Genomic DNA, 24,957 nt, shown 5'->3' with positions numbered 1-24,957 from the left:
AAAAAGGCACCCCACAGGGTGCCTTTTGTTTTTGCGCGGCGGGTGACATCACTCGTCTTGTTCTTCTTCCGCGTCGGCTTGCGGCAGGGCGTTGGTCTCTGCCGGCATGTTGACGCTTTCGATGGTCAGCTTGATTTCCGGCGTGATCAGATCGCTCAGCATGTTGTACACCTCGAGGGTGTGCTCGCGGATCGCATCGCCGCTGTCGTTGATATAGCCTTCTTCGCGCAGCGTCGCCACCAGGGTGGAGAACACCGCCTTGTCGAAGAACTCCGGCGCGTTGATGCCGTGCAGCACCGACAGACGCTGCGCCATGATGCGGCTCTCTTTCTCTAGCGCGCCGCGGTTGATGCTCGGGTTGGCGCTGAGGATCGACATGGTGATGGCGTAGCGCTGCAGGGTTTCGCGCACCCCGGCGGCCAGCAGCTGCAGCGGGCGAATGCGCGCCGGATTCAGCACCAGCTCGTCGCCTTTATCGCAGATCAACTGCTGACGGATCAGCTCGTCGATCACCGGCTGCAGAACTTCCGGCAACTGTTCCTTGTCGTTATGCAGGAACAGCTCGGCTTTCAGCATCGGGTAAATCATGCCGATCTGGCGCAGCAGTTCGGCGCGCGACACCCGGCGATGATGCATCACGATGCTGGCTATCAGCGACGGCAGCACCAGCAGGTGGTGGATGTTGTTGCGGTAATAGGTCATCAGCACCGCCTGCTCGCGCGGCAGGATGATGATGTCGCCGATGCTGTCTTTCTCCACCTCGAACTTGTTCATGTTCAACGCGTGATCCAGCAGCTCGTCCGGCGTTTGCGTCGGCACGGTGACGTCACGCGCGTAAGGCGCGTTGCGCATCAGCTGCAGGTAGCACTCGAGTTGTTCGACCAGCTGTTCGCGGGTCAGCGAACGCTGACGCGAAGCCAGCAGCGCGGTGGAACACAGGTTCATGGCGTTGGCCGCGGCGGCATTGTTGATGCGCACCATGATCTGGCCGGCCAGATCGTTGACCGTCGGCGTCAGCCAGCTTGGGCGCTGGGCTTCGATCGGATCGATAGACTCGCGCCACTGCGGCACGTGCTGGTTGAGGTAAGCGGTCAACGGCAGCGGCTCGCCGAAGTTGACGTAACCCTGGCCCAGGTTGCGCAGCTTACGCAGGCCGCGCAGCATCTGCGGCAGGCTCTCTTTTTCCTTGGTGGCGCCGCGCAGCTCTTTGGCGTAGGTGCCCACTTCCATCACGTGTTCGTAACCGATGTAAATCGGCACCAGCGTGATCGGGCGGGTGCCGCCGCGCAGCATCGCCTGGATGGTCATCGACAGGGTGCCGGTCTTCGGCTCCAGCAGACGCCCGGTGCGGGAACGGCCGCCTTCCACGAAGTATTCCACCGAGTAGCCGCGGGTGAACAGCTCGCCGAGGTATTCGCGGAACACCGTCGAGTACAGCTTGTTGCCCTTGAAGGTGCGGCGGATGAAGAATGCGCCAAGACGGCGGAAGATCGGGCCGGCCGGCCAGAAGTTGAGGTTGATGCCCGCGGCGATGTGCGGCGGCACCAGGCCCTGGTGATACAGCACGTAGGACAGCAGCAGGTAGTCCATGTGGCTGCGGTGGCAGGGCACGTAGACGATCTCGTGGCCGTCCTGCGCCAGCTGGCGCACGCGCTCGGCGTTGGTGACGTTGATGCCCTGATACAGCCGGTTCCAGGTCCAGCTCAGCACGCGATCGGACAGGCGCACGGTTTCGTAGGAGAAGTCGGCGGCGATCTCTTCCATCAGCGCGATGGCGTTCTGCTGGGCTTTCTCGTGCGAGATCTTCTTGCTGCGGGCTTCGTCTTCGACCGCTTTTTCGATCGCTTTGGACGCCAACAGCTTGTTGAACAGATCCTGACGGGCCGGCAGGCTCGGGCCTACCGCAGCCAGGCGCTGACGCGAGAAGTGCATGCGCGCCACGCGCGCCAGTTTCTGCGCGATGGTTTTATCCGTGCCGTGCTCGGTGGCCATGCGGCGCAGCGAAACGGTATTGGAGAAACGCACGAAGCTGTCGCGGCCGAGCCACAGCACGGCAAAGAATTTCTGCACGCCGTTCAACAGACGCAGGTGCGGCGTGCCGTGGCCTTCGCGGCCCGGCGAGCGGCCGAACATCACCGAAACCGGCAGCATCTGAATGTCGAGATCCGGGTTGCTGCGGTGCAGATCCAGATAGTCGTGGAACAGCTTTACCGACTCTTCTTTCGGGGTGTAATAGCGGAACACGCGCGGGCCGTCGTGAATGAACACGTAGCTCGGTAGCACGGTGCCGTCGATCTCCAGCGAGTTGAGCGGATCGGGCAGATCCTGCGCCAGGCACTGGGTGCGCAGCGTCAGCAAATCCGCCTTGGAATTGTAAGGCAAAACATACAAAATCGGCCGTGAGGGATCCAACCCTAGCTCGGTAACCGGATCTGAAGGGATGACCTTACTTCTTACCAACAATTTAAGTGGTAAATTCAATATTTTATAATAAATTTTACGCCAACCTGACATAACAACGTGAAGCCTCTTGTTAGCAATGCGCCGCAAGCATACCAGAAACCGGGTAGCAGATCTGTGGTGTTCGAAAACCGAGAGCCGTCAGCGCGGACTGTTCTAGACTCTTTTTATTATGACCGACCTCTGAGAAAGGCACGAAAACATGGCAAACCAAGCAACCGGACTGACCCGCATCATCAAGGCCGCCGGCTATTCCTATAAAGGGCTTTCCGCCGCCTGGCAGCACGAAGCGGCTTTCCGCCAGGAACTGGTGGTCACCGTTCTGGCTATCATACTGGCTGTCTGGCTGGATGTGGGTGCGATAGCGCGCATTTTATTGATCGGATCGGTAGCGCTGGTGATGATCGTCGAGATCCTGAACAGCGCGATCGAGGCGGTGGTGGATCGCATCGGCAGCGAACATCACGAGCTGTCCGGCCGGGCCAAAGACATGGGGTCGGCGGCGGTGTCGCTGGCGATCGTGCTGGCGCTGTTCGTTTGGGGCACGGTCTTGTGGCAGCGTTTCGGCTGACGCAAAGCGCCTACTGACTGATTTTTATTTATTCTTTGGTTCCCAATCTGCGCTTACCTGTATATACTCACAGCAAGACTGTATAAACAAACAGGGGGCGGAATGAAAGCACTAACTACCAGACAGCAAGAGGTCTACGATCTGATTCGCGATCATATTTCGCAAACGGGCATGCCGCCAACGCGTGCCGAGATCGCGATGCGTCTGGGGTTCCGCTCACCTAACGCCGCCGAAGAACACCTGAAGGCGCTGGCACGCAAAGGCGTGATCGAAATCGTCTCCGGTGCCTCGCGCGGTATCCGCCTGCTGATGGAAGAAGAAGAAGGGCTGCCGCTGATCGGCCGCGTCGCCGCCGGCGAGCCGCTGCTGGCGCAGCAGCACATTGAAGGGCACTACCAGGTGGATCCTTCCCTGTTTAAACCGAGCGCCGATTTCCTGCTGCGGGTGAACGGCATGTCGATGCGTGACATCGGCATTCTGGACGGCGATCTGCTGGCGGTGCACAAGACGCAAGACGTGCGCAACGGCCAGGTCGTGGTGGCGCGCATCGAAGATGAAGTCACGGTCAAACGTCTGAAGAAGCACGGCAACGTGGTTGAACTGCTACCGGAGAACAACGAATTCCAACCGATCGTGGTCGATCTGCGTCAGCAGAATTTCACTATCGAAGGGCTGGCGGTGGGGGTGATTCGCAACGGCGACTGGATTTAATCGCCGCGCCCTCAGTGCCTCCCTGTATCAATCGCCCCTGTTCTGGGGCGTTTTTGTTTCTGACTTTGCCCTTTTCGTCACTGCTACGGGAAACATCTCATCATGCGCTTGATTTCCGCCTTTACCAGCGATACCGATAAAGCCCTGTGGCGCCTGGCCCTGCCGATGATTTTCTCCAATATCACCGTGCCGCTGCTCGGGCTGGTGGATACCGCGGTGATCGGCCACCTAGACAGCCCGATCTACCTGGGGGGCGTTGCGATTGGCGCGGTGGCGACCAGCTTCCTGTTCATGCTGCTGTTGTTCCTGCGCATGAGCACCACCGGCCTGGCGGCGCAGGCGCTGGGGGCACAGAACCCGCAGGCGCTGGCGCGCGCCTTTATGCAACCGCTGCTGCTGGCGCTGCTGGCCGGGGTGGCGATCGTCCTGTTGCGCTATCCGCTGATCGAACTGGCGCTGCGGATCGTCGGTGGCAATGGCGAGGTGCTGGAACAGGCGCGGCGTTTTCTTGAGATCCGTTGGCTGAGCGCGCCGGCGGCGCTGGCTAATCTGGTGCTGCTGGGCTGGCTGCTCGGCGTGCAGTACGTGCGTGCGCCGGTGATCCTGCTGATCGTCGGCAACCTGCTGAACATCGTGCTGGATATCTGGCTGGTGATGGGCCTGGGCTGGAACGTGCGGGGGGCGGCGGCGGCCACCGCCATCGCCGAATACGCCACGCTGCTGCTCGGCCTGTGGCTGGCATGGCGGGTGATGCGCCTGCGCGGTATTACCCTGCCGATGCTGCGCCAGGCCTGGCGTGGCGATCTGCGTCGGCTGCTGGCGCTTAACCGCGACATCATGCTGCGTTCACTGTTGTTGCAACTGTGCTTTGCGTCGCTGACCATTTTCGGTGCTCGTCTGGGAAGCGACGTAGTGGCGGTCAATGCGGTATTGATGAATTTGCTGACGTTCACCGCCTATGCGCTCGATGGTTTCGCTTATGCGGTGGAGGCCCATTCGGGCCATGCCTATGGTGCTCGAGACGATAGCCAACTGCGTAAAGTATGGCACGCAGCCTGCAGGCAGGCAGGGCTGGTCGCGTTGGCCTTCGGCCTGGTGTATGCCGTTACCGGCCAGCAGATCGTGGCAGCGTTGACCTCCTTGCCGGAGCTGCGTGCATTAGCCGCCCACTATTTACCGTGGCAGGTCATTTTGCCGCTGGTCGGGGTGTGGTGCTATTTGCTGGATGGCATGTTTATCGGTGCTACGCGCGGCGCCGAGATGCGTAACAGCATGGCGGTGGCTGCGGCGGGGTATGGCTTGGCACTGTTTAGCGTGCCGGTGCTGGGTAACCATGGACTCTGGCTGGCACTGGCGGTGTTTTTGGCGTTACGCGGCCTGGCGTTGGGCTGGATTTGGCACCGTCATCAGGTACGCGGCAGCTGGTTTGCTGCACGCTAGAATGGACGCTTTGCCGGTTTATTTATTAATTTATTTTATGTTTTTGTTCATGTTTGCTTACATGTTTACAGCGCCGGCTTGCTCTCCTTAGTTCGTTGTTTGTTGGCGTTTTTTGTTTTTATTTTGTTTGTTAATGGTTTTTTATTCTGTGTATTGGCTTTTTTATTTCCGTTTTTAACTAGAATGAATCATGTGGCTGGTAAATGAAAGGGGGCGATGCTTCTTAAGGTGAAGGGGGCATCGGCCAGAAAAATTTCTGGTTAATCCCGGCCGGCGACAGGGATCACTGATTCACCACAGGTTAACGGAGAGACTATGAATAAAGATCAAGCCGACGGTAACTGGAAGCAGATTAAAGGCAAAGTGAAGGAAAAATGGGGCAAGCTGACCGATGACGATCTGACGGTCATCGAAGGGAAACGCGAACAGCTGGTCGGCAAAATTCAGGAGCGCTACGGTTACCAGAAAGAGGCGGCCGAGAAAGAGGTGAAAGCCTGGGAAGATCACACCAAACACCGCTGGTAATCTGCAGGGCCGCCATTGAAGGCGGCTTGCACAGCGCAGGCCGGCGTCGCCCCCATTCTCTGGCGCTCCGGCTACAGGTACAGGGAGGTACCTGACTTCGTATTACTTCTTCTTGATGGCGATGCTGTGATCGTGTTCTGCGCAGTCATGCTTGCTGTCGCACGCCTCAACCTCCACGCAGCCTGCGCACAGGCCATGCGCTTCCACCACGCTGTGTCGCAGCGCAAACCCCGCTTCCTGCGCCAGCTTCTGCAGTGTTTCTTCTACGCCTTCGGTGGTGCGCTCGGTCACCTGGCCGCAGCGGTCGCAGATAAACAGTGCGGACGTGTGCATCGGCTGTTCGAAGTGGTGGCACAGCACGTAGCTGTTGGCGGACTCGACTCTATGGATAAACCCTTGCTCCAGCAGAAAATCCAGCGCGCGATAGACCGTCGGCGGCTTGGCCTGCGGTTCGGCGACGCGCAGCAGATCGAGCAGGTCATAAGCGCTGATGGCACCGGGTTGCTGAGTCATCAGACGCAGCACTTCCAGCCGTTGCGGCGTCAATCGCACATTGCGTTGCTGGCAGAGGCGTTCTGCCTGCGCCAACAGCTTTTCCTGGGTGGTTGAGTTCATCGCAAATATCCCGGTACGTAAAAAAGCCGATTTTACCATGATTACGGCGAATCGCCGAGAGTTGCCCCCTTTTCCCCTGAGGATAGCGCAGGGAAAGGCGTGTTGTGCGCACTAAAAGAGAGATACATCACAACTTTTCCCCTCCGCCGGGCGGCAAATCAACGTTGTTGGTTTTAGCGCTGGAGAGCAGCGGGCGAGAGCGGTATAACGCGCTTCATCCGCGTGATGAGCAGGAGCCTTGTGCGATGACGGAAAGAGAGAAGCTGTTAAGCGGCCTGGAGTACAACAGCCGCGATGAAGAACTGATAGCTATGTACCATCGGGCGAGGGCGGTGACCAAACGGCTGGGCGATCTGGATTCGCATCAGGCGGACGAGAAAAACCGTCTGCTCGGGGAGTTGTTTGGCGCCTGGGGCGAGGCAAGCTGGATTGAAACGCCGTTCTGGTGCGACTACGGGCAGCATGTCCGCATCGGCAAAAACTGTTTTATCAACGTCAATGCGGTGTTCCTCGACTGCAATACCATCACCATCGGCGACAACACGCTGATCGGCCCCAACGTGCAAATCTACACGCCGAGTCATCCGCTGAAGGCCGGCGAACGCTTTACCGGCGACCCGGCCTTTCCTTTCCGCACCTCGGCACAGCCGGTGTCCATCGGCAGCAACGTGTGGATCGGCGGTAACGTGGTGATCTTGCCGGGAGTGACCATCGGTGACGGCACAACTATCGGCGCGGGAAGCATAGTGACCGATGACATTCCGGCCAATGTGCTGGCGCTGGGGCAGCCGTGCCGGGTTATCCGCGCGTTGGAATAGGGCGCTCTACACGGTCGGCGGCCTGCGTTTATCGGCGAGTGCGGCGCACGGGGGGAGGATGGTTTTCTTTACGGTGCGAATCGTCGGTTTGCCGCTGCCGGTCATCGGCCAATGCCAGACGTGCGGCCGCCAGGCGGCTCATGACGGTGCCGATCGGCACCGCCAGCACGTTCGCCGCTTCCCGGTAGGACAGCCCTTCGATATACACCAGAAACAGCGCGTTGCGCTGAGCCGGTGGAAGCCGTCTTACGCGCTGCATCACTTCATTGAGCCAGACCGGCTGTTCATCGTTGTCCGCATTGCCCAGCTCTTCCGCCGCCATACAGCCTTGCCCTTGGCGAAGATGCTGGGCGCGAACTTCATTGATCCAGATGGAGTGCAAGATGGAAAACAACCAGCGATCCAGGTGTGAACCGGGGGTGAATTGCGCAGTGCGCTCCAGTGCACGCACGCAGGTCGCCTGCACCAGATCGTCGGCGATATCCCGCCGGTGCGAGAGCACCAGCGCATAGCGCCACAGGCGGGAGAGATAGTGGCTGAGTTCATCGCGTATCGCATTGCCGCTGATAGTCACCTCCGCAGGCGCGTCGGATCAAGATTCCGGTTGGTGAGCGATGGCCGCCGCCAGATCGCGGTACTCTTCGCATCCGGTGCCGCACAGCGACTGAATCACCTGCAGCTGCTGGCGTGCCAGATCGGGCCGGCCTTTTAGCATATAGGCTTCCCCCAGGTACTCGCGCACTTTAGGGTATTTCGGATCGAGGGCGACTGATTTTAAATAATAGCCGATCCCCTCATCGGTGTGGCCAAGTTTGCGCGTGGCGTAGCCGCGATAATTCAGTGCAACGGCGGTGTTGGGATCTTTCAATGTGTTGAGCACATCGAGCGCTTCCTGATAGCGGCCGCTTTTCGCCAACGCATAGGCATAATTGGTGCGGTCGGCGTCGCCGATTCTGCCGCCTTTATCCACCATGCAGGTCTGGGTTTTGCTGTCGTAGACCTGGCCTTTCGGACAGGTGGGCGGGGTTTGATTGCTGCCGTCGCCACCCATCGCCAGCGCCGCACCGGAAAACAGCAGACAGCCGGCTATCACCGACGACAGCAGGCGTTTAACGAAGCTTTTCATGGTCGTGTCCTCAAGGCTGAGGCGCCGTGCGCGCCCGTAACGAGATAACACTTGAACGAGTGAATCTATTCGCCTTACTCCCGCTTATTTACGCCGCCGGCAAGGCGGTTTTCCCAACGGCGCCGATTGTCGTTATAATAGCCGTTTGCGGCCGCGCGCCGTTCGTTGAACCCAGACAGACTCAGGTAGCCAGTAACTCAGCATGACGAAAGACAACCACGCCCCAACCTATGCCGCCAATCGTTTCTCCATCGCGCCAATGCTCGACTGGACCGATCGTCATTGCCGTTACTTCCACCGCCTGCTGACCAAGGAAACGCTGCTGTACACCGAAATGGTGACCACCGGCGCGATCATCCACGGCAAGGGCGACTACCTGGCCTACAGCGAAGAAGAGCATCCGGTGGCTCTGCAGCTGGGCGGTAGCGATCCGGCGGCATTGGCGCACTGTGCCAAACTGGCTGAGCAGCGCGGTTACGACGAGATTAACCTCAACGTCGGCTGCCCGTCCGATCGCGTGCAAAACGGCATGTTCGGCGCCTGTCTGATGGGGCAGGCGACGCTGGTCGCCGACTGCATCAAGGCGATGCGCGATGTGGTGTCGATCCCCGTGACGGTGAAGACCCGCATCGGCATCGACGATCAGGACAGCTACGCCTTCCTGTGCGACTTTATCCACACCGTCGCCGGGCGCGGCGAGTGCGACATGTTCACCATCCACGCGCGCAAGGCCTGGCTCTCCGGCCTTAGCCCGAAAGAGAACCGCGAAGTGCCGCCGCTGGACTATCCGCGCGTTTATCAGCTGAAGCGGGATTTCCCGGCGTTGACCATCGCCATCAACGGCGGGGTGAAAACGCTGGAAGAGGCGCAGCAGCACTTGCAGCATCTGGACGGCGTGATGATGGGGCGCGAGGCGTATCAGAACCCGGGGATCCTGGCGCGGGTCGACAGCGAACTGTTCGGGGTGCAGACCGCAGTGCCGGACAGCGTGGCGATCGTCGAAGCGCTGTATCCGTATATCGAGCGCGAGCTGTCCAACGGCACCTATCTCGGCCATATCACCCGCCACATCCTCGGTTTGTTCCAGGGCGTGCCGGGCGCGCGCCAATGGCGCCGCCATCTGAGCGAGAACGCCCACAAGCCGGGCGCCGACGCGCGGGTCGTGGAGCAGGCGCTGGCGCTGGTACGTCAGCCGCGTGTCGAAATGGCGTAACTCACAAAAAACTTGACCAATAGTTAGTCTTTTTCGCCAGGTGTTCGGCATGTTGTCGAATGCCTGGCCAGTATTTTCAATGCGTTAGCGCTTCCGCCGTTCTGGCACGCTTCTTGTAATTCACTCTGCAGATATGTTGTATTGCAAAGGAGCAATCATGTTGGAAATCTTCTTTCTCATTGGCTTTGTCGTGATGCTGATGGTGACCGGCATCTCGCTGTTGGGGATCTTCGCCGCGCTGTTGGCGGCGGCGGCCTTCATGCTGCTGGGCGGGCTATTTGCGGTGGTCATTAAGCTGCTGCCGTGGCTGATTTTGGCGGTGGTCGGGGTGTGGATTTACCGCTCAATGCAGAAACCACAGGTGAGGCGCTACTGATTTTTGTTGAATAATCAGACAGTCGCGCTGAAATTTGCACAACTGGCCGCCCTGCTAATGCGGCAGCGATCACAGCTTGGCAGTTTTCCCCTGCGGTGTGGCACATAAAGCGTGTTTTTTGCCGGACGGGGCTGTTAGGATGTTGGTTGATGCAGTGATGCGACCGATTTCATCACCGTGAGAGACATCCAAAATTCGTGTTGCTGAAGCAACCCCTGTCTCTGGCGGACTCTGCTCTACCCCTACAAAACGCAGTAACAGAAAGGGCTCCGCAAGGAGCCCTTTTCTTTAGCCGCTATCAGGGGATCAGCAGGCTGGAGCCGCTGGTGCCGCGGCTTTCCAGCACCTGGTGCGCCCGCTGGGCGTCGGCCAGCGCAAATTTCTGCTCGTCTCTTACCTCCACCCGAATGGCGCCGCTGCCGATCAGTGAGAACAGCTCGTTGCTGGCGTACTGCAGCTCGGCGCGATTGGTGACGTAGCCGTTGAGGGAAGGGCGGGTGACGTACAGCGATCCTTTCTGGTTGAGCAACGCCAGATCGACGCCGGTCACCGGGCCGGACGCGTTGCCGAAGCTGACCATCAGGCCGCGTCGCTTCAGGCTGTTGAGCGAGGCCTGCCAGGTACTTTGCCCCACCGAATCGTATACCACGCCGACCTTCTCGCCGTGCGTCAGCTCGGCCACCCGCTGGGCGATATCCTCTTTGTGGTAGTTGATGGTGGCCCAGGCGCCGGCCTGTTTCGCCAGGGCGGCCTTCTCGTCGGAGCCGACGCTGCCGATCAGGCGCGCGCCCAGCGCTTTAGCCCATTGGCAGGCGATAAGCCCAACCCCGCCGGCGGCGGCATGGAACAGGAATACTTCACCCGGCTGCACTTCGTGGGTCTGGCGCAGCAGATAGTGCACCGTCAGCCCTTTCAGGAAAGAAGCGGCACCTTGCTCAAAGCTCAGATTGTGCGGCAGCAGCGCCACTTTTTCTTCCGGCACGTTGTGGACTTCGCTGTAGGCGCCGAGCGAAGATTGCGCATATACCACCCGGTCGCCCGGTTTGATCGCGCTGACTCCGGCGCCAACCTTGAGAACCACGCCGGCCGCCTCGGTGCCGAGGCCGCTCGGCAGGCTGGCCGGCGCGTACAGCCCGCTGCGCACATAGGTGTCGATGTAGTTGATGCCGATCGCCTTGTTCTCGATCTGCACTTCGCCGGCGGCGGGGTCGAGCGGTGTAAAATCAACGTATTGCAAGACTTCCGGCCCGCCGGTGGCGGAAAACTGAATGCGCTTGGCCATATCGTTACCTCGTTTGAGTGTCTGATTTCACCCTATTCTTTTTAGTATCGGAGATCCAGTTCACCCGTGTGGGGTTCAATACCTTTTTTGCATCGGTTATGACGCAAAAATCACGTATACTCTCGCGTCAAGATCCTTCATTCGCAACCGGATAAAGACTACGTTTCATGGCAGGAAAAAAACCAACCAACAAAACAAACGCGGACGAAACCAGAGAGCGTTCCAGAGATCGTCAGATGGAAGGGCTGAAGATGCCGCCGCACTCGCTGGAGGCCGAGCAGTCGGTGTTGGGCGGTTTGATGCTGGATAACGAGCGCTGGGACAACGTGGCGGAGCGCGTGGTCGCCAACGACTTCTTCAGCCGCCCGCACCGCCTGATCTTTACCGAGATGCAGCGTTTGCTGGAGATGAGCAAGCCTATCGATCTCATCACCCTGTCCGAATCGCTTGAGCAGAAAGGTGAGCTGGACTCGGTCGGCGGCTTCGCCTACCTGGCCGAGCTGTCGAAAAACACCCCGAGCGCCGCCAACATCGGCGCCTATGCCGATATCGTGCGCGAGCGCGCGGTGGTGCGCGAAATGATCTCGGTGGCTAACGAGATCGCCGACGCGGGCTACGATCCGCAGGGGCGCAGCAGCGAAGATCTGCTCGATCTGGCGGAATCTCGCGTGTTCCAAATCGCCGAGAACCGCGCCAGCAAAGACGAAGGCCCGAAGGGCATCGAACGCATTCTGGAAGACACCGTGTCGCGTATCGAGCAGCTGTATCAGCAGCCGCACGATGGCGTGACCGGGGTCGATACCGGCTATCAGGACCTCAACAAGAAAACCGCGGGCATGCAAAAGTCCGATCTGATCATCGTCGCCGCCCGTCCATCGATGGGGAAAACCACCTTCGCCATGAACCTGTGCGAAAACGCCGCGATGACCCAGGAAAAACCGGTGCTGATCTTCAGCCTGGAGATGCCCGGCGAGCAGATCATGATGCGTATGCTGGCGTCGCTGTCGCGCGTGGATCAGACGCGTATTCGTACCGGCCAGCTCGACGACGAGGACTGGGCGCGCATCTCCAGCACCATGGGCATTCTGCTGGAGAAACGCAACATGTACATCGACGACTCCTCCGGCCTGACGCCGACCGAAGTGCGCTCGCGCGCGCGGCGTATTTTCCGCGAGCACGACGGGCTCAGCCTGATCATGATCGACTACCTGCAGCTGATGCGCGTGCCGGCGCTGTCCGACAACCGTACGCTGGAGATCGCCGAGATTTCGCGCTCGCTGAAGGCGCTGGCGAAAGAGCTGCAGGTGCCGGTGGTGGCGCTGTCGCAGCTGAACCGAAGCCTGGAGCAGCGCGCAGACAAACGCCCGGTCAACTCCGACCTGCGTGAATCCGGCTCTATCGAGCAGGATGCCGACCTGATTATGTTCATCTATCGTGATGAGGTGTATCACGAGAACAGCGATCTGAAAGGGATCGCGGAAATTATTATCGGTAAGCAGCGTAACGGCCCGATCGGCACCGTGCGCCTTACCTTTAACGGCCAGTGGTCGCGTTTCGATAACTACGCGGGACCACAATACGATGACGAATAATCAGCTAAGGAACTGAAATGAAAGCGGCAACCGCTGTAATCGACCGCCGCGCTCTGCGACATAATCTGCAACAGGTGCGCCGCCAGGCGCCGCAAAGCCGCCTGATTGCCGTTGTGAAAGCAAACGCTTATGGACATGGCCTGCTGGAAACAGCACACACCCTGCAAGACGCAGACTGCTACGGCGTGGCGCGCATCGGCGAGGCGCTGATGCTGCGCTCCGGCGGCATCGTCAAACCGATCCTGTTGCTGGAAGGCTTCTTCAGTGCCGAAGATCTGCCGGTGCTGGTGGCGAACAACATCGAAACTGCGGTGCACAGCATCGAACAGCTCGAAGCGCTGGAGCGGGCCGAACTGGCGCGCCCGGTGCCGGTGTGGATGAAGCTCGATACCGGCATGCATCGGCTGGGGGTGCGCCCCGAACAGGCGGAGGCGTTTTATCAGCGCCTGTGCGCCTGCCGCAACGTGGCGCAGCCGGTCAATATCATGAGTCACTTCAGCCGTGCCGATGAGCCGGAGTCCGACGCTACTCTGAAACAGATCGCCTGCTTCGAGCAGTTCGCGCGCGGCAAACCGGGCCAGCGCTCGGTCGCCGCCTCCGGCGGCACGCTGCTGTGGCCGGATGCCCATAACGAGTGGGTGCGTCCCGGCATCATCCTGTACGGCGTGTCGCCGCTGGATAACGGCAGCGGCGCCGAGCATGGCCTGCAGCCGGCCATGACGCTGAAGTCCAGTCTGATCGCGGTACGCGAGCACAAGGCCGGCGAAGCGGTCGGTTACGGTGGCACCTGGATCAGCCCGCGCGATACCCGGCTCGGGGTGGTGGCGATGGGGTATGGCGACGGCTATCCGCGCAGCGCGCCGACCGGTACGCCGATCCTGATCAACGGCCGCGAGGTGCCGATCGTCGGCCGGGTGTCGATGGACATGATTTCGGTCGATCTCGGGCCGGACGCCGCTGATAAGGTGGGGGATGAAGCGGTACTGTGGGGAGAGGCGTTGCCGGTCGAGCGCATCGCCGCCTGCAGCGGCATCAGCGCCTACGAACTGATCACCAAGCTCACGCAGCGCGTGGCGATGGAATATATCGGCGACTGATACGGCGCAGGGGCCGGCGCGCGTCGGCCCCGTTTCTCAGCGTGTTACTTCTTTACCGCCAACCACTTATCGATAATCTTCTGATACTCGCCGGTCGCCTTGGCCAGGTGCAGCCACTGATCCACATACAGTTTCCAGCTCAGATCGTCGCGCGGCAGCATATAAGCCTTTTCGCCGTACTGCATCGGTTTGGTCGGATTCACCGCACATAGCTTCGGATAGCGCTTCTGCTGATACAGCGCCTCGGAGGCGTCGGTGATCATCACGTCCGCCTTGCGGTCCACCAACTGCTGGAAAATGCTCATGTTGTCGTGCGTGAGCGTCAGCTTGGCTTTCGGCAGATAGGCGTGCACGAAGGCTTCATTGGTACCGCCCGCCGGCTCCAGCAGACGCACCGACGGTTTGTTGATCTGCTCGAGAGTGCGGTATTTCTTCACGTCGGTGCAGCGTACCAGCGGGATCTTGCCGTCGGTATCCAGCTTGTCGGCGAAGAATACCTGTTTTTGCCGCTCCAGCGTGACGGAGATACCGCCCATCGCGATGTCGCACTTGCCGCCGACGAAGTCCGGCGTCAGGGTTTTCCAACTGGTCTTCACCCACTTCACTTTCGCGCCCAGACTCTTGGCCAGCGATTCCGCCATGTCGATGTCGATGCCTTCATAGCTGCCGTCTTCCCTGAGGAAGGTATAGGGCTTGTAGTCACCGGTGGTGCAGACTTCCAGGGTCTTTTGCTGCAGTACCTTATCCAGGTGGGATTGCGCGCCGGCGCTGCCGGCGGCGAGCAGCAGTGCGAGAGGGAGTAACTTTTTCATCTGGCGTCCTTTTTATACATTCGTGGTTTTATGCGTTACTTCGCCGTTAATTGTCGTTTGCTTGCATGAGTTAGCCGTTTTTTATGCCGCTTACCGGCGAAAACGCCGGGCGTTGCTGCTGTACGCGATCTAAGCGCCAGGGTGTGACGTCGGCAACGGTAAAAAAACTGGTAGGCTGTAACGTCAACATTTATTAACACAGTTTACAGGTGGCTATGTACAACATTGACGATTTTGATATGAAAATCCTGACGCTGTTACAGGCCAACGGCCGTCTGACCAATCAGGAGCTGAGCGAGCTGGTGGGGCTCTCCGCCTCCCAATGTTCGCGACGGCGCATCAGCCTGGAACAGGCACAGCTGATCCGCGGCTACCATGCGCGGCTGGCACCGGAGGCGGTCGGACTCGGGCTGGTGGGGTTGATCGAAGTTAGCCTGATCACGCACGCGCAGGAGCAGATCGACAGCTTTCATCAGATGCTGGAGGACGTGGACGCGATCCTTGACGCTTACAAGACCACCGGCGACGCCGATTACCTGCTGAAAGTGGCGGTGGCGGATCTGCCGGCGCTGAGCGAGTTCATCAGCCAGACGCTGTCGCCGCACAAAAGCGTGGCGCATATCAAAACGGCAGTGGTGCTCAATCGCATCAAGGAAAACGGTTTATTGCCGGTGACGCGAGAAAGCTAAAACCGAATGCGGTTTTCCGTCTATATTAGGAACGTAACGCTGTGCCCAAAACCACAATAAACCAGGAGAAAAACCCCGTGTTCCAGAACGTTGACGCCTATGCCGGCGATCCCATTCTGTCGCTGATGGAAAAATTCAAACAAGACCCGCGCGCGCACAAGGTGAACCTGAGTATCGGCCTGTACTACGATGCGCAGGGCATCATTCCGCAGATGCGGGCGGTCGCCGCGGCGGAAGCGCAGTTGAACAGCGTCGAGCACGGCGCCTCGGTATACCTGCCGATGGAAGGGCTGCAACCCTACCGTTCCGCCATCCAGCAGCTGCTGTTCGGCGCGCAGCACCCGATGCTGCAGCAGGGGCGCATTGCCACCATTCAGACCGTCGGCGGTTCCGGCGCGTTGAAAGTGGGCGCTGACTTCCTGAAAAGCTACTTCCCGGATTCGCAGGTGTGGGTCAGCGATCCGACTTGGGAAAACCACGTCGCCATCTTCAGCGGCGCCGGTTTCAAGGTGAATACCTATCCGTATTTCGACAGCGAAAGCCTGGGCGTGAAGTTCGATGCCATGCTGGCTGCGCTGAAACAGCTGCCGAAGCACAGCATCGCGCTGCTGCACCCGTGCTGCCACAACCCGACCGGTTCCGACCTGACCCCTGCCCAGTGGGATGAGGTGGTCAAGGTGATCGCCGAGCGTGAAATCATTCCGTTCCTCGACATCGCCTATCAAGGCTTCGGCGGCGGTATGGAGCAGGACGCCTACGCCATTCGCGCCATCGCGGCGGCCGGCCTGCCGTGCCTGGTGAGCAACTCGTTCTCGAAGATCTTCTCGCTCTATGGCGAGCGCGTCGGCGGCCTGTCGGTGGTGTGCGAAAGCGAAGAGGCGGCCGGGCGCGTGCTGGGCCAGCTGAAGGCCACCGTGCGCCGCAACTACTCGAGCCCGCCGAACTTCGGCGCGCAGCTGGTGGCCAAAGTGCTGAACGACGCCCAACTGAAAAACCAGTGGCTGGACGAAGTGGAGAGCATGCGCACCCGCATTCTCGAGATGCGTCATGCGCTGGTGGACACCCTGAAGAGCGCGTTGCCGCAGCGTAACTTCGATTACCTGCTGGCGCAGCGCGGCATGTTCAGCTACACCGGCTTCAGCGCCGCGCAGGTCGATCGCCTGCGTGAAGAGTTCGGCGTCTACCTGATCCACAGCGGCCGCATGTGCGTGGCCGGCCTGAACCACAACAACGTGCGTCAGGTGGCCGAGGCGTTTGCTGCGGTGCAGTAACGCCTGTTAGTCTGAACAGACGTTCATCGGGGAGCGATAGCGATATCGCTCCTTTTTTATTGCCGGCGCGCCGCCGAAGTTGCCGCAAACCGGAGAGAGAATATACTGATTGAGGGGCGCTCACTCATGTGGCATCAGCAAACGCTAATCCTCAGCGCAAAAGCGCGTGGCTTTCATCTGGTTACCGACGAGATCATCAACCAGTTAACCCACTTACACCGCCTGCAAACTGGCCTGTTGCATCTGTTGCTGCAGCATACCTCGGCCTCGCTGACGCTCAACGAGAACTGCGATCCCACGGTGCGAGCCGATATGGAGCAGCATTTTCTGCGTCAGGTGCCGGAAAACGCACCCTATCAGCATGACTACGAAGGGCCGGACGACATGCCGGCGCACATCAAATCCTCGCTGCTGGGCGCTTCCTTGATGCTGCCCGTCAGGCACGGGCGGCTGGTGTTGGGCACATGGCAGGGCATCTGGCTGGGGGAGCACCGCATCCACGGCGGAGCACGCCGTATTGTGGCCACATTACAGGGGGAATAACCCAATGAATAACAGCGCATTGCTGGAGTACTGCATGGCGAAGCCGGGCGCGGAGCAAAGCGACCAGAACCAGTGGCAGGCCAGCCAGATCAAGGTGGGCGACGTAATGTTCGCCATGGTGTGCGAGGTGGAAGGGCGGCCGGCGCTGGCGGTCAAGTCCAGCCCGGAGCTGGCGGAAAGCCTGCGCGAACACCATCCGGAGATCGTCGCCTGCGCCGGCCTGAACAAGGCGCACTGGAATACGGTGTTTCTCGACGGCAACCTGCCGAACTCGCAATTTTATACGCTGATTGACAGCTCCTATCAGCTGGTGGTGGACGGCCTGCCCGAACACGTGCGTCAGGAACTGCGCGCCTGATTGCCGGGCGGCGGCGCCGCCCGTTTTTCTCCTGTTTTTTCATGCTAAAGCGTGATCGTGATTTTAGATTGGGAACGTTCCCTTTTTGTTGTCAGGCAAAAGCGGCTACGCTTGGGCATTCAAGAAACGCGGATAACATAAGGAGGCCGACATGGCCATCAGCGAAGAAAAGCGCAAGATGATCGCCGGGGAGCTATACGATGCCGGCGATGACCTGTTGCGCAGCGAGCGTCGGCGCGCGCGCCAGCTGACGCATCGCTATAACCACTCCTCGCCGGAAGAGAGCGAACTGCGCAAACAGTGGCTGGGCGAGTTGCTGGGCCGTTATCAGGGCGGTACCATCGAGCCGACGTTCCGTTGCGACTACGGCTATAACATCTATCTCGGCAAGAATTTCTACGCCAACTTCGACTGCGTGATCCTCGACGTGTGCGAGGTGCATATCGGCGACAACTGCCTACTGGCGCCAGGGGTGCATATCTACACCGCGACCCATCCGCTGGATGCTGAGACCCGTCTCGGTGGGGCGGAGTTCGGTAAACCGGTCAGGATAGGCGACAACGTGTGGATCGGCGGACGCGCGGTGATCAATCCGGGCGTGACCATCGGTGACAATGCGGTCGTGGCTTCCGGCGCCGTGGTGACCAAAGACGTGCCGGCCAACTGCGTGGTGGGCGGCAACCCGGCGCGCGTGCTGAAAACGCTGTAGGCCCGGCGGGGCGGATTAAAACATGCTGCCGTGGCGCTCGAAGCCGTGCATCTCAATGTCTTTGAGCGCCTTGAAGCGTTTGACCATTACCGCATGATCCGACAGCAGGTTGCTGATGCGGACAAACAGCTCCTTATTCTCTTCTTCGCACTGTTCCAGCCAGGCCTGCGGGTTCACGCCGTGCTGCATCCAGGGGCCGACGGCCAGCAGCCGCACCGTGTCGGCGTAATTTGGGCAGACGGCGAGCGCCACGCGGTCTGCGGAATACTCCTGCGCGCGGGTGGTCGCCAGGCCGGGCAGCACCAGCGATTGCGGCACGACGCCGATCGCCAGACGCCACAGCGACACGTGGCGCAGCTTGTGGTGGGCCAGCTCGTGCGCCAGCACAAACTCCACGATCTCCGGCGCGGTGGGCATTAGCATGGCGATTTCAGCGTGGATCACCACATAGCGCTGACGGCGGTTGCATTCCAGCGCGAAGGCGTTGACCACGCCGTTGCCGTTGGTCAGGTAGAGCTTGGGCAGCGTCTTGAGTTCCAGACGGCGGCCAATATCCTGATACAGCGCGAACAGCTCAGGAAATTGCGTCGGCCCGACGCGCAAGGCGTTGGATTTCGCCTGGGCGGCGAGATAGAAACGATAAATATAGAAAGCGATGGGGATCAGCGGTAATAAGGCGAACAGGCTGAGCTTATCCAATGTTTCTTTAGCTTCCGCGCCTAACCCCAAAATTTTCTCGTCCGAGGACATGACAATAGCGGCGATGCCAAATAAAAAACCGAGAAGCGTTATTATCGCCGATAGCCAGATCATGGGCATTTCCCAGCGATGGCGAAATGCCGTGAAGTTACGACACTTCGTCGAATGATGTTGGCACATAAAATATCCTTAATAAGGGAGAGCAACGCCTGATATTGTCAGCTAAATATGGCATGGTTTAATTATCCGCCTGTTTGCCTCACAATTCGTTAAACTATAGTTTGTTTTTTCGCCTTCGCGTTATTGTGCTATCTCGCTTGCAGGCGCACTCTCTCGGCCTTATTGGGTAACACGTCAGAAGCTGTAGCTGGCGCTGGTGAAGGCCATGCCCGACGTGGTTTTTTCGACGATAGGGCTGTCAGCCGCGTCGCCCAGCAGACGGGTCACGCCGACTCCGGCCTGGAAGGCCACGTTTGGTCGCCATTGATAATTAAGGGCGGCGGTGAGCGTCGCGTCCTTGAAGCCGCTGCCCGGTCGATAAGCGCTGAAAGCGCTGTGCTGCGTTTGCTGCTGCGTTACGCCGAAATAGCCGCGCTGATAGCCGCTGTTGGCCCAGGTGGTGGAGAGGTTGCCGATCAACGTCAGCTGTTCGCTGAGCGGATATTGCCCGGTGAGCCCGGTTTCCACATAGGCCGTGTGGCCCAGGTCTTCCCCGCCGTAGCTGCGTTTGCGTGTCGCTTGCATCCCTTTTACGTAGGCGCGGAAGGGATCGAATTGGTAGCTCAGTTCGGCACCGGCCTCCAGCGCGCCGCCCAGCTTGCCCATGCCTTTGAGCCGGGTATTGCGCCCGCGCAAGGTTCTGATTTCCTCATCACGGCCGGCATCATAGTTGAGCAATAACGCGATACCGACGGGGCCGGTTAGCGGGAATTGCCAACGCGCACCCTCGCTGCCCGCACTGAATTCTCCCCAGTTGGCGTTTTGATAGCCGGCATTTATCTGATACAAGGGGTCAATGCTGTAAAAAGAAGAGCCTTCATAGGCGGGGGCGACGGCGAGGCCGCCGGCAAGCGTTAAAGAGGCTTCGCCATCCTGCGCCTGAGCGGCGAGAGGAAACAGAAAGAACAGCGCGGCGGCAGAGGTTCCCAGTTTATTATCCACGTTAAATACCTTTTATATCATCCCATTGAATATACGGCCCGCAGGCCAGCGTATTAATCGCAGCTTATTTATAAACGCCACGTTTATATTGGTTAATTGGCAGACGACGGCGCGTCATTGGCGTTATTTCACCGCAATAGTGAAACGCATGGGGAATAAACAACAGCCAAACGAGCAGCATAATTGGTGAAGTTTATTATTGGCAGGACTCAAAGCGCCTGTTTTTAAAGGAATGATGCAGAGAAGATTATTTAATGTTTATCAGAAAGGGATATGTTGATTGCTCAACGAGGCGGAACAGGTCGCCTCGTTGAGAGGGATGATAACCCGCCGTTATTTTTCCAGCAGCGGTTTCAGGAAGCGCGCGGTGTGCGATTTCTCGCAACCGGCGACCGTTTCCGGCGTGCCGGCGACCAGGATTTCGCCGCCGCCGCTGCCGCCTTCCGGCCCCAGATCGACGATCCAGTCGGCGGTTTTGATCACGTCCAGGTTATGCTCGATGACCACGATGGTATTGCCCTGATCGCGCAGCTGATGCAGCACCGCCAACAGCTGCTGAATATCGGCGAAGTGCAGACCGGTGGTCGGTTCGTCGAGGATATACAGCGTCTGGCCGGTGCCGCGTTTTGACAGCTCGCGCGCCAGCTTAACGCGCTGCGCCTCACCGCCGGAGAGCGTGGTGGCCGACTGGCCGAGGCGGATATAGGACAGGCCGACATCCATCAGGGTTTGCAGCTTGCGCGCCAGCGCCGGCACCGCGTCGAAGAACTCACGCGCTTCTTCGATGGTCATCTCCAGCACTTCGTGGATGCTTTTGCCCTTGTACTTCACTTCCAGCGTTTCGCGGTTATAGCGCTTGCCCTTGCACTGGTCGCACGGCACGTAGATGTCCGGCAGGAAGTGCATCTCGACCTTGATCACCCCGTCGCCCTGGCAGGCTTCACAGCGCCCGCCCTTGACGTTGAAGCTGAAACGGCCCGGCGTATAACCGCGGCTACGCGATTCGGGCACGCCGGCGAACAGCTCGCGCACCGGGGTAAAAATGCCGGTGTAGGTGGCCGGGTTGGAGCGCGGCGTGCGGCCGATCGGGCTTTGATCGATGTCGATCACCTTGTCGAAATGTTCCAGGCCGGTCACTTCGCGGAACGGCGCCGGTTCGGCGATGGTGGCGCCGTTGAGCTGGCGCTGGGCGATCGGGAACAGCGTATCGTTGATCAGCGTCGATTTGCCGGAGCCGGAAACGCCGGTGATGCAGGTAAACAGACCGACCGGCAGTGCCAGCGTCACGTCCTTCAGGTTGTTGCCGCGCGCGCCGCTCAGTTTCAGCACCTTGGTCGGATCGGCCTGCACGCGCTGCGCCGGAATGGCGATCTCGCGCTTGCCGCTGAGGAACTGGCCGGTCAGCGAGTCCGGCTGCGCCATGATGTCGTCGACGGTGCCTTCCGCCACCACCTGCCCGCCGTGCACGCCGGCGCCGGGGCCGATGTCGATCACGTGGTCAGCGGCGCGGATGGCGTCTTCGTCATGCTCCACCACGATCACCGTGTTGCCGAGGTTGCGCAGGTGGATCAGCGTTTCCAGCAGGCGCTCGTTGTCGCGCTGGTGCAGGCCGATCGACGGCTCATCCAGCACGTACATCACGCCCACCAGACCGGCGCCGATCTGGCTGGCCAAGCGGATACGCTGCGCTTCGCCGCCGGAGAGCGTCTCTGCCGAACGGGACAGCGACAGGTAGTTCAGGCCGACGTTCACCAGGAATTTCAGGCGATCGCCGATCTCTTTCAGCACTTTTTCGGCGATTTTGGCGCGCTGGCCGCTGAGCTTCATGTTCTGGAAGAAGGTCATCGCATGGCCGATGCTCAGATCGGAGATCTCCGGCAGCGTGGTGTCTTCGACGAACACGTTGCGCGCTTCTTCGCGCAGGCGGGTGCCGTGGCACGAGGCGCAAGGGCGGTTGCTGATGAACTTCGCCAGCTCTTCGCGCACCGCGCTGGATTCGGTTTCTTTGTAGCGGCGCTCCATGTTGTGCAGCACGCCTTCGAACGGATGGCGGCGCACGGTGGTGTCACCGCGATCGTTGATGTATTTGAATTCGATCGACTCTTTGCCGGAGCCGCTCAGCACCGCCTTCTGCACGTTGGCGCTCAGAGTGTTGAACGGCGCCTCTACGTCGAACTCATAATGCTCCGCCAGCGAGCGCAGCATCTGGAAGTAATAGAAGTTGCGGCGATCCCAGCCGCGGATCGCGCCGCCGGCCAGCGACAACTCGGGGTTTTGCACCACGCGATCCGGATCGAAGAACTGCTGCACGCCCAGGCCGTCGCAGGTCGGGCAGGCGCCGGCCGGGTTGTTGAAGGAAAACAGGCGCGGTTCCAGCTCGCGCATGCTGTAGCCGCAGATCGGGCAGGCGAAGTTGGCGGAAAACAGCAGCTCGTCCGCTTTCTCGTCGTCCATATCCGCCACCACCGCGGTGCCACCGGACAGCTCCAGCGCGGTTTCGAACGATTCGGCCAGGCGCTGCGCCATGTCGTCGCGCACCTTGAAGCGATCGACCACCACTTCGATGGTGTGTTTCTTCTGCAGTTCCAGCTTCGGCGGATCGGACAGATCGCACACTTCGCCGTCGATGCGCGCGCGGATATAGCCCTGGGCGGCCAGGTTTTCCAGCGTTTTGGTGTGCTCGCCCTTACGGTCTTTCACCACCGGCGCCAGCAGCATCAGGCGTTTGCCTTCCGGCTGGCTCAGCACGTTATCGACCATCTGGCTGACGGTTTGCGCCGCCAGCGGCACATGGTGATCCGGGCAGCGCGGCTCGCCGACGCGGGCGAACAGCAGGCGCAGGTAGTCGTGGATCTCGGTGATGGTGCCGACCGTGGATCGCGGGTTGTGCGAGGTGGATTTCTGCTCGATGGAGATCGCCGGCGACAGGCCTTCGATATGATCGACGTCCGGTTTTTCCATCAGCGAGAGGAACTGGCGCGCATAAGCGGAGAGCGATTCGACGTAGCGGCGTTGCCCTTCGGCATACAGCGTATCGAAAGCCAGCGATGACTTGCCGGAACCGGACAGGCCGGTGACGACGATCAGTTTGTCACGCGGGATGATCAGGTTGATGTTTTTCAGATTATGGGTTCGAGCACCACGAACTTCGATATTGTCCATTTACACTTCCCGTCTTGATGATACACCGCGCCTGTCGCGATTTTTGCGGGGGATTTTGTGATGGATCTCGCAAAAAACCGGCACAGCCTGGTCGAAACGCATAATTATGACACAAAAAAACCTGAATGAATATCCAGTATGCGAATGCAACAAGGTCGATCGAAAAGACAATTCTGGAATGCAATTCGCACTTATCAACACGGGTGTGGTTTCGCACTCAGCGTGGTAAACTGACGCGTTTATACTGTGTAGAAATCAATCATCGGGAGAAGTGCTCATGGCCAGCAGAGGCGTAAACAAAGTAATTCTGGTCGGGAATCTGGGTCAGGATCCAGAAGTCCGTTACATGCCGAACGGCGGCGCAGTGGCCAACATTACCCTGGCGACCTCCGAAAGCTGGCGTGACAAGGCGACCGGCGAGCAGAAAGAGAAGACCGAGTGGCACCGCGTCGTGCTGTTCGGCAAACTGGCTGAAGTGGCGGGCGAATACCTGCGCAAAGGCTCTCAGGTTTACATTGAAGGCTCCCTGCAGACCCGTAAATGGCAGGATCAGAGCGGCCAGGATCGTTACACCACCGAGATTGTGGTTAACGTCGGCGGCACCATGCAGATGCTGGGCGGCCGTCAGGGCGGCGGCGCGCCGGCCGGTCAATCTGCCGGCGGTCAGGGCGGTTGGGGCCAGCCTCAGCAGCCACAGGGCGGCAACCAGTTCAGCGGCGGCCAGCAGCAGTCTCGCCCGGCGCAGAACAGCGCTCCGGCGACCAGCAACGAACCGCCAATGGATTTCGACGACGATATTCCGTTCTGATATCCGGCCGTTTGCAGCCAACAAAAAAGCCCCTTTACGGGGCTTTTTGCATTTCAGGGGACGTTACGCCGAGAAGCCGCCGTCGATGCTCAGGCTTGCGCCGGTGATGTAACCCGCTTGCGGGCCGGCGAGGTAGGCGACGAAGCCGGCGATCTCTTCATCTTTGCCATAGCGGCCGATCGCCATCAGCTGCTTGAGCCGATCGGCGAACTCGCCGGCGTCCGGGTTCATCTCGGTGTCCACCGGGCCGGGCTGCACGTTATTGACGGTGATGCCGCGCGGGCCGAGATCGCGCGCCATGCCTTTGGTCAGGCCGATCAGCGCCGATTTGCTCATCGCATACACCGCCGCGCCGCCGAACGGCACGCGCTCGGCGTTAGTGCTGCCGATGTGGATGATGCGGCCGCCGTCGTTCATGTGGCGCGCCGCCTCCTGGCTGGCGACGAACACGCTGCGCACGTTGACCGCCAGCATGCGATCCAGGTCTTCCAACGCCAGTTCCTCGGTGCTGCCCAGCGTAAACACCCCGGCGTTGTTCACCAGAATATCCAGATTGCCGAAGTGGCTGACCGCCTGGCGCACTGCCTGCTGCAGCGCTGCCGCATCGGCGCTGTCGGCCTTGATGGCGAGGGCTTTTCCGCCGGCGGCGGTAACGGCGCTTGCCACCGCTTCGGCGCGATCGGCCGAGGCGGCATAGGTAAAGGCGACCGCGGCGCCTTCGCTCGCCAGCCGTTTAACGATGGCGGCACCGATACCGCGTGAACCGCCTTGAACGAACGCGACTTTGCCTTGCAGAGGTTGTGCTGTGGTCATGTTATTTCTCCAAAGTGGGTGAGGGTAAGGCGTTATTCCCAGTATCGGTGAAATGTCTGGCGGTCACGGTGCACAAAGAGCTTTGCCTGCCAACAACGAGAAAAGC

General features: G+C 59.9%; 25 protein-coding genes. 15 read left to right on the top strand and 10 right to left on the bottom strand.

The window, feature by feature from the left end:
- Positions 1 to 48: 48 nt before the first annotated feature.
- Positions 49 to 2,514 (bottom strand): glycerol-3-phosphate 1-O-acyltransferase PlsB, encoded by a 2,466-nt coding sequence (plsB, locus tag EGY12_RS05215; RefSeq protein WP_123892788.1) that lies wholly within the window; start codon positions 2,512 to 2,514, stop codon positions 49 to 51.
- Between the two features lie 148 nt (positions 2,515 to 2,662).
- Here plsB and EGY12_RS05210 point away from each other — a divergent pair, with 148 nt between their 5' ends.
- The 4 genes from EGY12_RS05210 (at position 2,663) to EGY12_RS05195 (ending at position 5,707) form a co-directional block, all read left to right on the top strand.
- Positions 2,663 to 3,031 carry a diacylglycerol kinase gene (locus EGY12_RS05210; RefSeq protein WP_123892787.1) on the top strand — a complete coding sequence of 123 codons (369 nt, stop codon included), beginning with the start codon at positions 2,663 to 2,665 and terminating at the stop codon, positions 3,029 to 3,031.
- A 102-nt stretch (positions 3,032 to 3,133) separates the two neighbouring features.
- The gene (lexA, locus tag EGY12_RS05205) at positions 3,134 to 3,742 is read left to right on the top strand and encodes a transcriptional repressor LexA (RefSeq protein ID WP_025160136.1); all 609 of its coding nucleotides are present in this window, start codon (positions 3,134 to 3,136) and stop codon (positions 3,740 to 3,742) included.
- 102 nt (positions 3,743 to 3,844) lie between these two features.
- Positions 3,845 to 5,182: an MATE family efflux transporter DinF gene (dinF, locus tag EGY12_RS05200; protein WP_123892786.1), complete on the top strand. Its 1,338-nt coding sequence runs from the start codon at positions 3,845 to 3,847 to the stop codon at positions 5,180 to 5,182.
- Between the two features lie 315 nt (positions 5,183 to 5,497).
- Entirely contained in the window at positions 5,498 to 5,707 is a 210-nt protein-coding gene (locus EGY12_RS05195) for a CsbD family protein (RefSeq protein ID WP_123892785.1), read from the top strand.
- Positions 5,708 to 5,809: 102 nt separating this feature from the next.
- On the opposite strand, the gene zur is transcribed toward EGY12_RS05195, so the two are convergent.
- Complete coding sequence (gene zur, locus EGY12_RS05190; protein ID WP_015379223.1) at positions 5,810 to 6,322, bottom strand: zinc uptake transcriptional repressor Zur; 513 nt, start codon at positions 6,320 to 6,322, stop codon at positions 5,810 to 5,812.
- Between the two features lie 245 nt (positions 6,323 to 6,567).
- On the opposite strand from zur, the gene EGY12_RS05185 reads away from it, so the two are divergent.
- Positions 6,568 to 7,140, top strand: coding sequence for a sugar O-acetyltransferase (locus tag EGY12_RS05185; RefSeq protein ID WP_123892784.1), 573 nt, complete (start codon positions 6,568 to 6,570; stop codon positions 7,138 to 7,140).
- Between the two features lie 28 nt (positions 7,141 to 7,168).
- Here EGY12_RS05185 and EGY12_RS05180 read toward each other — a convergent pair whose 3' ends face one another.
- Entirely contained in the window at positions 7,169 to 7,714 is a 546-nt protein-coding gene (locus tag EGY12_RS05180) for an RNA polymerase sigma factor (RefSeq protein ID WP_123892783.1), read from the bottom strand.
- A gap of 18 nt (positions 7,715 to 7,732) precedes the next feature.
- Positions 7,733 to 8,266, bottom strand: coding sequence for a tetratricopeptide repeat protein (locus EGY12_RS05175; RefSeq protein ID WP_123892782.1), 534 nt, complete (start codon positions 8,264 to 8,266; stop codon positions 7,733 to 7,735).
- A 202-nt stretch (positions 8,267 to 8,468) separates the two neighbouring features.
- Here EGY12_RS05175 and dusA point away from each other — a divergent pair, with 202 nt between their 5' ends.
- On the top strand, positions 8,469 to 9,479 hold the full coding sequence (dusA, locus tag EGY12_RS05170) for a tRNA dihydrouridine(20/20a) synthase DusA (protein ID WP_123892781.1): 1,011 nt from the start codon (positions 8,469 to 8,471) through the stop codon (positions 9,477 to 9,479).
- A gap of 157 nt (positions 9,480 to 9,636) precedes the next feature.
- Entirely contained in the window at positions 9,637 to 9,855 is a 219-nt protein-coding gene (gene pspG / locus EGY12_RS05165; RefSeq protein WP_004936761.1) for an envelope stress response protein PspG, read from the top strand.
- 298 nt (positions 9,856 to 10,153) lie between these two features.
- Here pspG and EGY12_RS05160 read toward each other — a convergent pair whose 3' ends face one another.
- Complete coding sequence (locus EGY12_RS05160; protein ID WP_123892780.1) at positions 10,154 to 11,137, bottom strand: quinone oxidoreductase; 984 nt, start codon at positions 11,135 to 11,137, stop codon at positions 10,154 to 10,156.
- 167 nt (positions 11,138 to 11,304) lie between these two features.
- Here EGY12_RS05160 and dnaB point away from each other — a divergent pair, with 167 nt between their 5' ends.
- Together dnaB and alr are read left to right on the top strand one after the other, a co-directional pair.
- Complete coding sequence (gene dnaB / locus EGY12_RS05155; RefSeq protein WP_025160134.1) at positions 11,305 to 12,729, top strand: replicative DNA helicase; 1,425 nt, start codon at positions 11,305 to 11,307, stop codon at positions 12,727 to 12,729.
- Positions 12,730 to 12,746: 17 nt separating this feature from the next.
- A complete protein-coding gene (gene alr / locus EGY12_RS05150) occupies positions 12,747 to 13,826 on the top strand; it encodes an alanine racemase (RefSeq protein ID WP_123892779.1) in 1,080 nt (359 codons plus the stop codon).
- Positions 13,827 to 13,870: 44 nt separating this feature from the next.
- On the opposite strand, the gene EGY12_RS05145 is transcribed toward alr, so the two are convergent.
- Positions 13,871 to 14,638: a transporter substrate-binding domain-containing protein gene (locus EGY12_RS05145; RefSeq protein ID WP_123892778.1), complete on the bottom strand. Its 768-nt coding sequence runs from the start codon at positions 14,636 to 14,638 to the stop codon at positions 13,871 to 13,873.
- A gap of 215 nt (positions 14,639 to 14,853) precedes the next feature.
- On the opposite strand from EGY12_RS05145, the gene EGY12_RS05140 reads away from it, so the two are divergent.
- The 5 genes from EGY12_RS05140 (at position 14,854) to maa (ending at position 18,208) form a co-directional block, all read left to right on the top strand.
- Entirely contained in the window at positions 14,854 to 15,327 is a 474-nt protein-coding gene (locus EGY12_RS05140; RefSeq protein ID WP_025304444.1) for an Lrp/AsnC family transcriptional regulator, read from the top strand.
- A gap of 77 nt (positions 15,328 to 15,404) precedes the next feature.
- Entirely contained in the window at positions 15,405 to 16,598 is a 1,194-nt protein-coding gene (locus EGY12_RS05135) for an amino acid aminotransferase (RefSeq protein WP_123892777.1), read from the top strand.
- A 126-nt stretch (positions 16,599 to 16,724) separates the two neighbouring features.
- Positions 16,725 to 17,141, top strand: coding sequence for a secondary thiamine-phosphate synthase enzyme YjbQ (locus tag EGY12_RS05130; protein ID WP_123892776.1), 417 nt, complete (start codon positions 16,725 to 16,727; stop codon positions 17,139 to 17,141).
- 4 nt (positions 17,142 to 17,145) lie between these two features.
- Positions 17,146 to 17,499 (top strand): MmcQ/YjbR family DNA-binding protein, encoded by a 354-nt coding sequence (locus EGY12_RS05125; protein WP_123892775.1) that lies wholly within the window; start codon positions 17,146 to 17,148, stop codon positions 17,497 to 17,499.
- A 151-nt stretch (positions 17,500 to 17,650) separates the two neighbouring features.
- Entirely contained in the window at positions 17,651 to 18,208 is a 558-nt protein-coding gene (gene maa / locus EGY12_RS05120) for a maltose O-acetyltransferase (RefSeq protein WP_123892774.1), read from the top strand.
- Positions 18,209 to 18,223: 15 nt separating this feature from the next.
- Here the strand turns inward: maa and EGY12_RS05115 are convergent, their stop codons facing one another.
- The 3 genes from EGY12_RS05115 to uvrA all read right to left on the bottom strand — a co-directional run bounded on the left by EGY12_RS05115 (position 18,224) and on the right by uvrA (position 23,230).
- Positions 18,224 to 19,021, bottom strand: a complete 798-nt coding sequence (locus tag EGY12_RS05115) for a M48 family metallopeptidase (protein WP_172962902.1) — start codon at positions 19,019 to 19,021, stop codon at positions 18,224 to 18,226.
- A gap of 240 nt (positions 19,022 to 19,261) precedes the next feature.
- The gene (locus tag EGY12_RS05110; RefSeq protein ID WP_123892772.1) at positions 19,262 to 20,068 is read right to left on the bottom strand and encodes a MipA/OmpV family protein; all 807 of its coding nucleotides are present in this window, start codon (positions 20,066 to 20,068) and stop codon (positions 19,262 to 19,264) included.
- Positions 20,069 to 20,401: 333 nt separating this feature from the next.
- Positions 20,402 to 23,230 (bottom strand): excinuclease ABC subunit UvrA, encoded by a 2,829-nt coding sequence (uvrA, locus tag EGY12_RS05105; RefSeq protein ID WP_123892771.1) that lies wholly within the window; start codon positions 23,228 to 23,230, stop codon positions 20,402 to 20,404.
- Positions 23,231 to 23,507: 277 nt separating this feature from the next.
- Here uvrA and ssb1 point away from each other — a divergent pair, with 277 nt between their 5' ends.
- Complete coding sequence (gene ssb1, locus EGY12_RS05095) at positions 23,508 to 24,038, top strand: single-stranded DNA-binding protein SSB1 (RefSeq protein ID WP_004936793.1); 531 nt, start codon at positions 23,508 to 23,510, stop codon at positions 24,036 to 24,038.
- A gap of 63 nt (positions 24,039 to 24,101) precedes the next feature.
- Here ssb1 and EGY12_RS05090 read toward each other — a convergent pair whose 3' ends face one another.
- Complete coding sequence (locus tag EGY12_RS05090) at positions 24,102 to 24,851, bottom strand: 3-oxoacyl-ACP reductase family protein (protein WP_123892770.1); 750 nt, start codon at positions 24,849 to 24,851, stop codon at positions 24,102 to 24,104.
- Positions 24,852 to 24,957 lie beyond the last annotated feature (106 nt).

Origin of the sequence: Serratia sp. FDAARGOS_506, from assembly GCF_003812745.1 — a bacterium.
Classification (GTDB): domain Bacteria; phylum Pseudomonadota; class Gammaproteobacteria; order Enterobacterales; family Enterobacteriaceae; genus Serratia.
This window is presented reverse-complemented; position numbering and strand designations above follow the sequence as displayed.

Bases quoted from the DNA above. Each gene is read 5' to 3' on its own strand.
- maa (WP_123892774.1), top strand. From the start codon at position 17,651: ATGGCCATCAGCGAAGAAAAGCGCAAGATGATCGCCGGGGAGCTATAC.
- alr (WP_123892779.1), top strand. From the start codon at position 12,747: ATGAAAGCGGCAACCGCTGTAATCGACCGCCGCGCTCTGCGACATAAT.
- dinF (WP_123892786.1), top strand. From the start codon at position 3,845: ATGCGCTTGATTTCCGCCTTTACCAGCGATACCGATAAAGCCCTGTGG.
- EGY12_RS05125 (WP_123892775.1), top strand. From the start codon at position 17,146: ATGAATAACAGCGCATTGCTGGAGTACTGCATGGCGAAGCCGGGCGCG.
- EGY12_RS05210 (WP_123892787.1), top strand. From the start codon at position 2,663: ATGGCAAACCAAGCAACCGGACTGACCCGCATCATCAAGGCCGCCGGC.
- EGY12_RS05115 (WP_172962902.1), bottom strand. From the start codon at position 19,021: ATGATCTGGCTATCGGCGATAATAACGCTTCTCGGTTTTTTATTTGGC.
- dnaB (WP_025160134.1), top strand. From the start codon at position 11,305: ATGGCAGGAAAAAAACCAACCAACAAAACAAACGCGGACGAAACCAGA.
- EGY12_RS05130 (WP_123892776.1), top strand. From the start codon at position 16,725: ATGTGGCATCAGCAAACGCTAATCCTCAGCGCAAAAGCGCGTGGCTTT.
- ssb1 (WP_004936793.1), top strand. From the start codon at position 23,508: ATGGCCAGCAGAGGCGTAAACAAAGTAATTCTGGTCGGGAATCTGGGT.
- pspG (WP_004936761.1), top strand. From the start codon at position 9,637: ATGTTGGAAATCTTCTTTCTCATTGGCTTTGTCGTGATGCTGATGGTG.
- zur (WP_015379223.1), bottom strand. From the start codon at position 6,322: ATGAACTCAACCACCCAGGAAAAGCTGTTGGCGCAGGCAGAACGCCTC.
- lexA (WP_025160136.1), top strand. From the start codon at position 3,134: ATGAAAGCACTAACTACCAGACAGCAAGAGGTCTACGATCTGATTCGC.
- plsB (WP_123892788.1), bottom strand. From the start codon at position 2,514: ATGTCAGGTTGGCGTAAAATTTATTATAAAATATTGAATTTACCACTT.
- EGY12_RS05175 (WP_123892782.1), bottom strand. From the start codon at position 8,266: ATGAAAAGCTTCGTTAAACGCCTGCTGTCGTCGGTGATAGCCGGCTGT.
- uvrA (WP_123892771.1), bottom strand. From the start codon at position 23,230: ATGGACAATATCGAAGTTCGTGGTGCTCGAACCCATAATCTGAAAAAC.
- EGY12_RS05195 (WP_123892785.1), top strand. From the start codon at position 5,498: ATGAATAAAGATCAAGCCGACGGTAACTGGAAGCAGATTAAAGGCAAA.
- EGY12_RS05140 (WP_025304444.1), top strand. From the start codon at position 14,854: ATGTACAACATTGACGATTTTGATATGAAAATCCTGACGCTGTTACAG.
- dusA (WP_123892781.1), top strand. From the start codon at position 8,469: ATGACGAAAGACAACCACGCCCCAACCTATGCCGCCAATCGTTTCTCC.
- EGY12_RS05145 (WP_123892778.1), bottom strand. From the start codon at position 14,638: ATGAAAAAGTTACTCCCTCTCGCACTGCTGCTCGCCGCCGGCAGCGCC.
- EGY12_RS05160 (WP_123892780.1), bottom strand. From the start codon at position 11,137: ATGGCCAAGCGCATTCAGTTTTCCGCCACCGGCGGGCCGGAAGTCTTG.
- EGY12_RS05185 (WP_123892784.1), top strand. From the start codon at position 6,568: ATGACGGAAAGAGAGAAGCTGTTAAGCGGCCTGGAGTACAACAGCCGC.
- EGY12_RS05090 (WP_123892770.1), bottom strand. From the start codon at position 24,851: ATGACCACAGCACAACCTCTGCAAGGCAAAGTCGCGTTCGTTCAAGGC.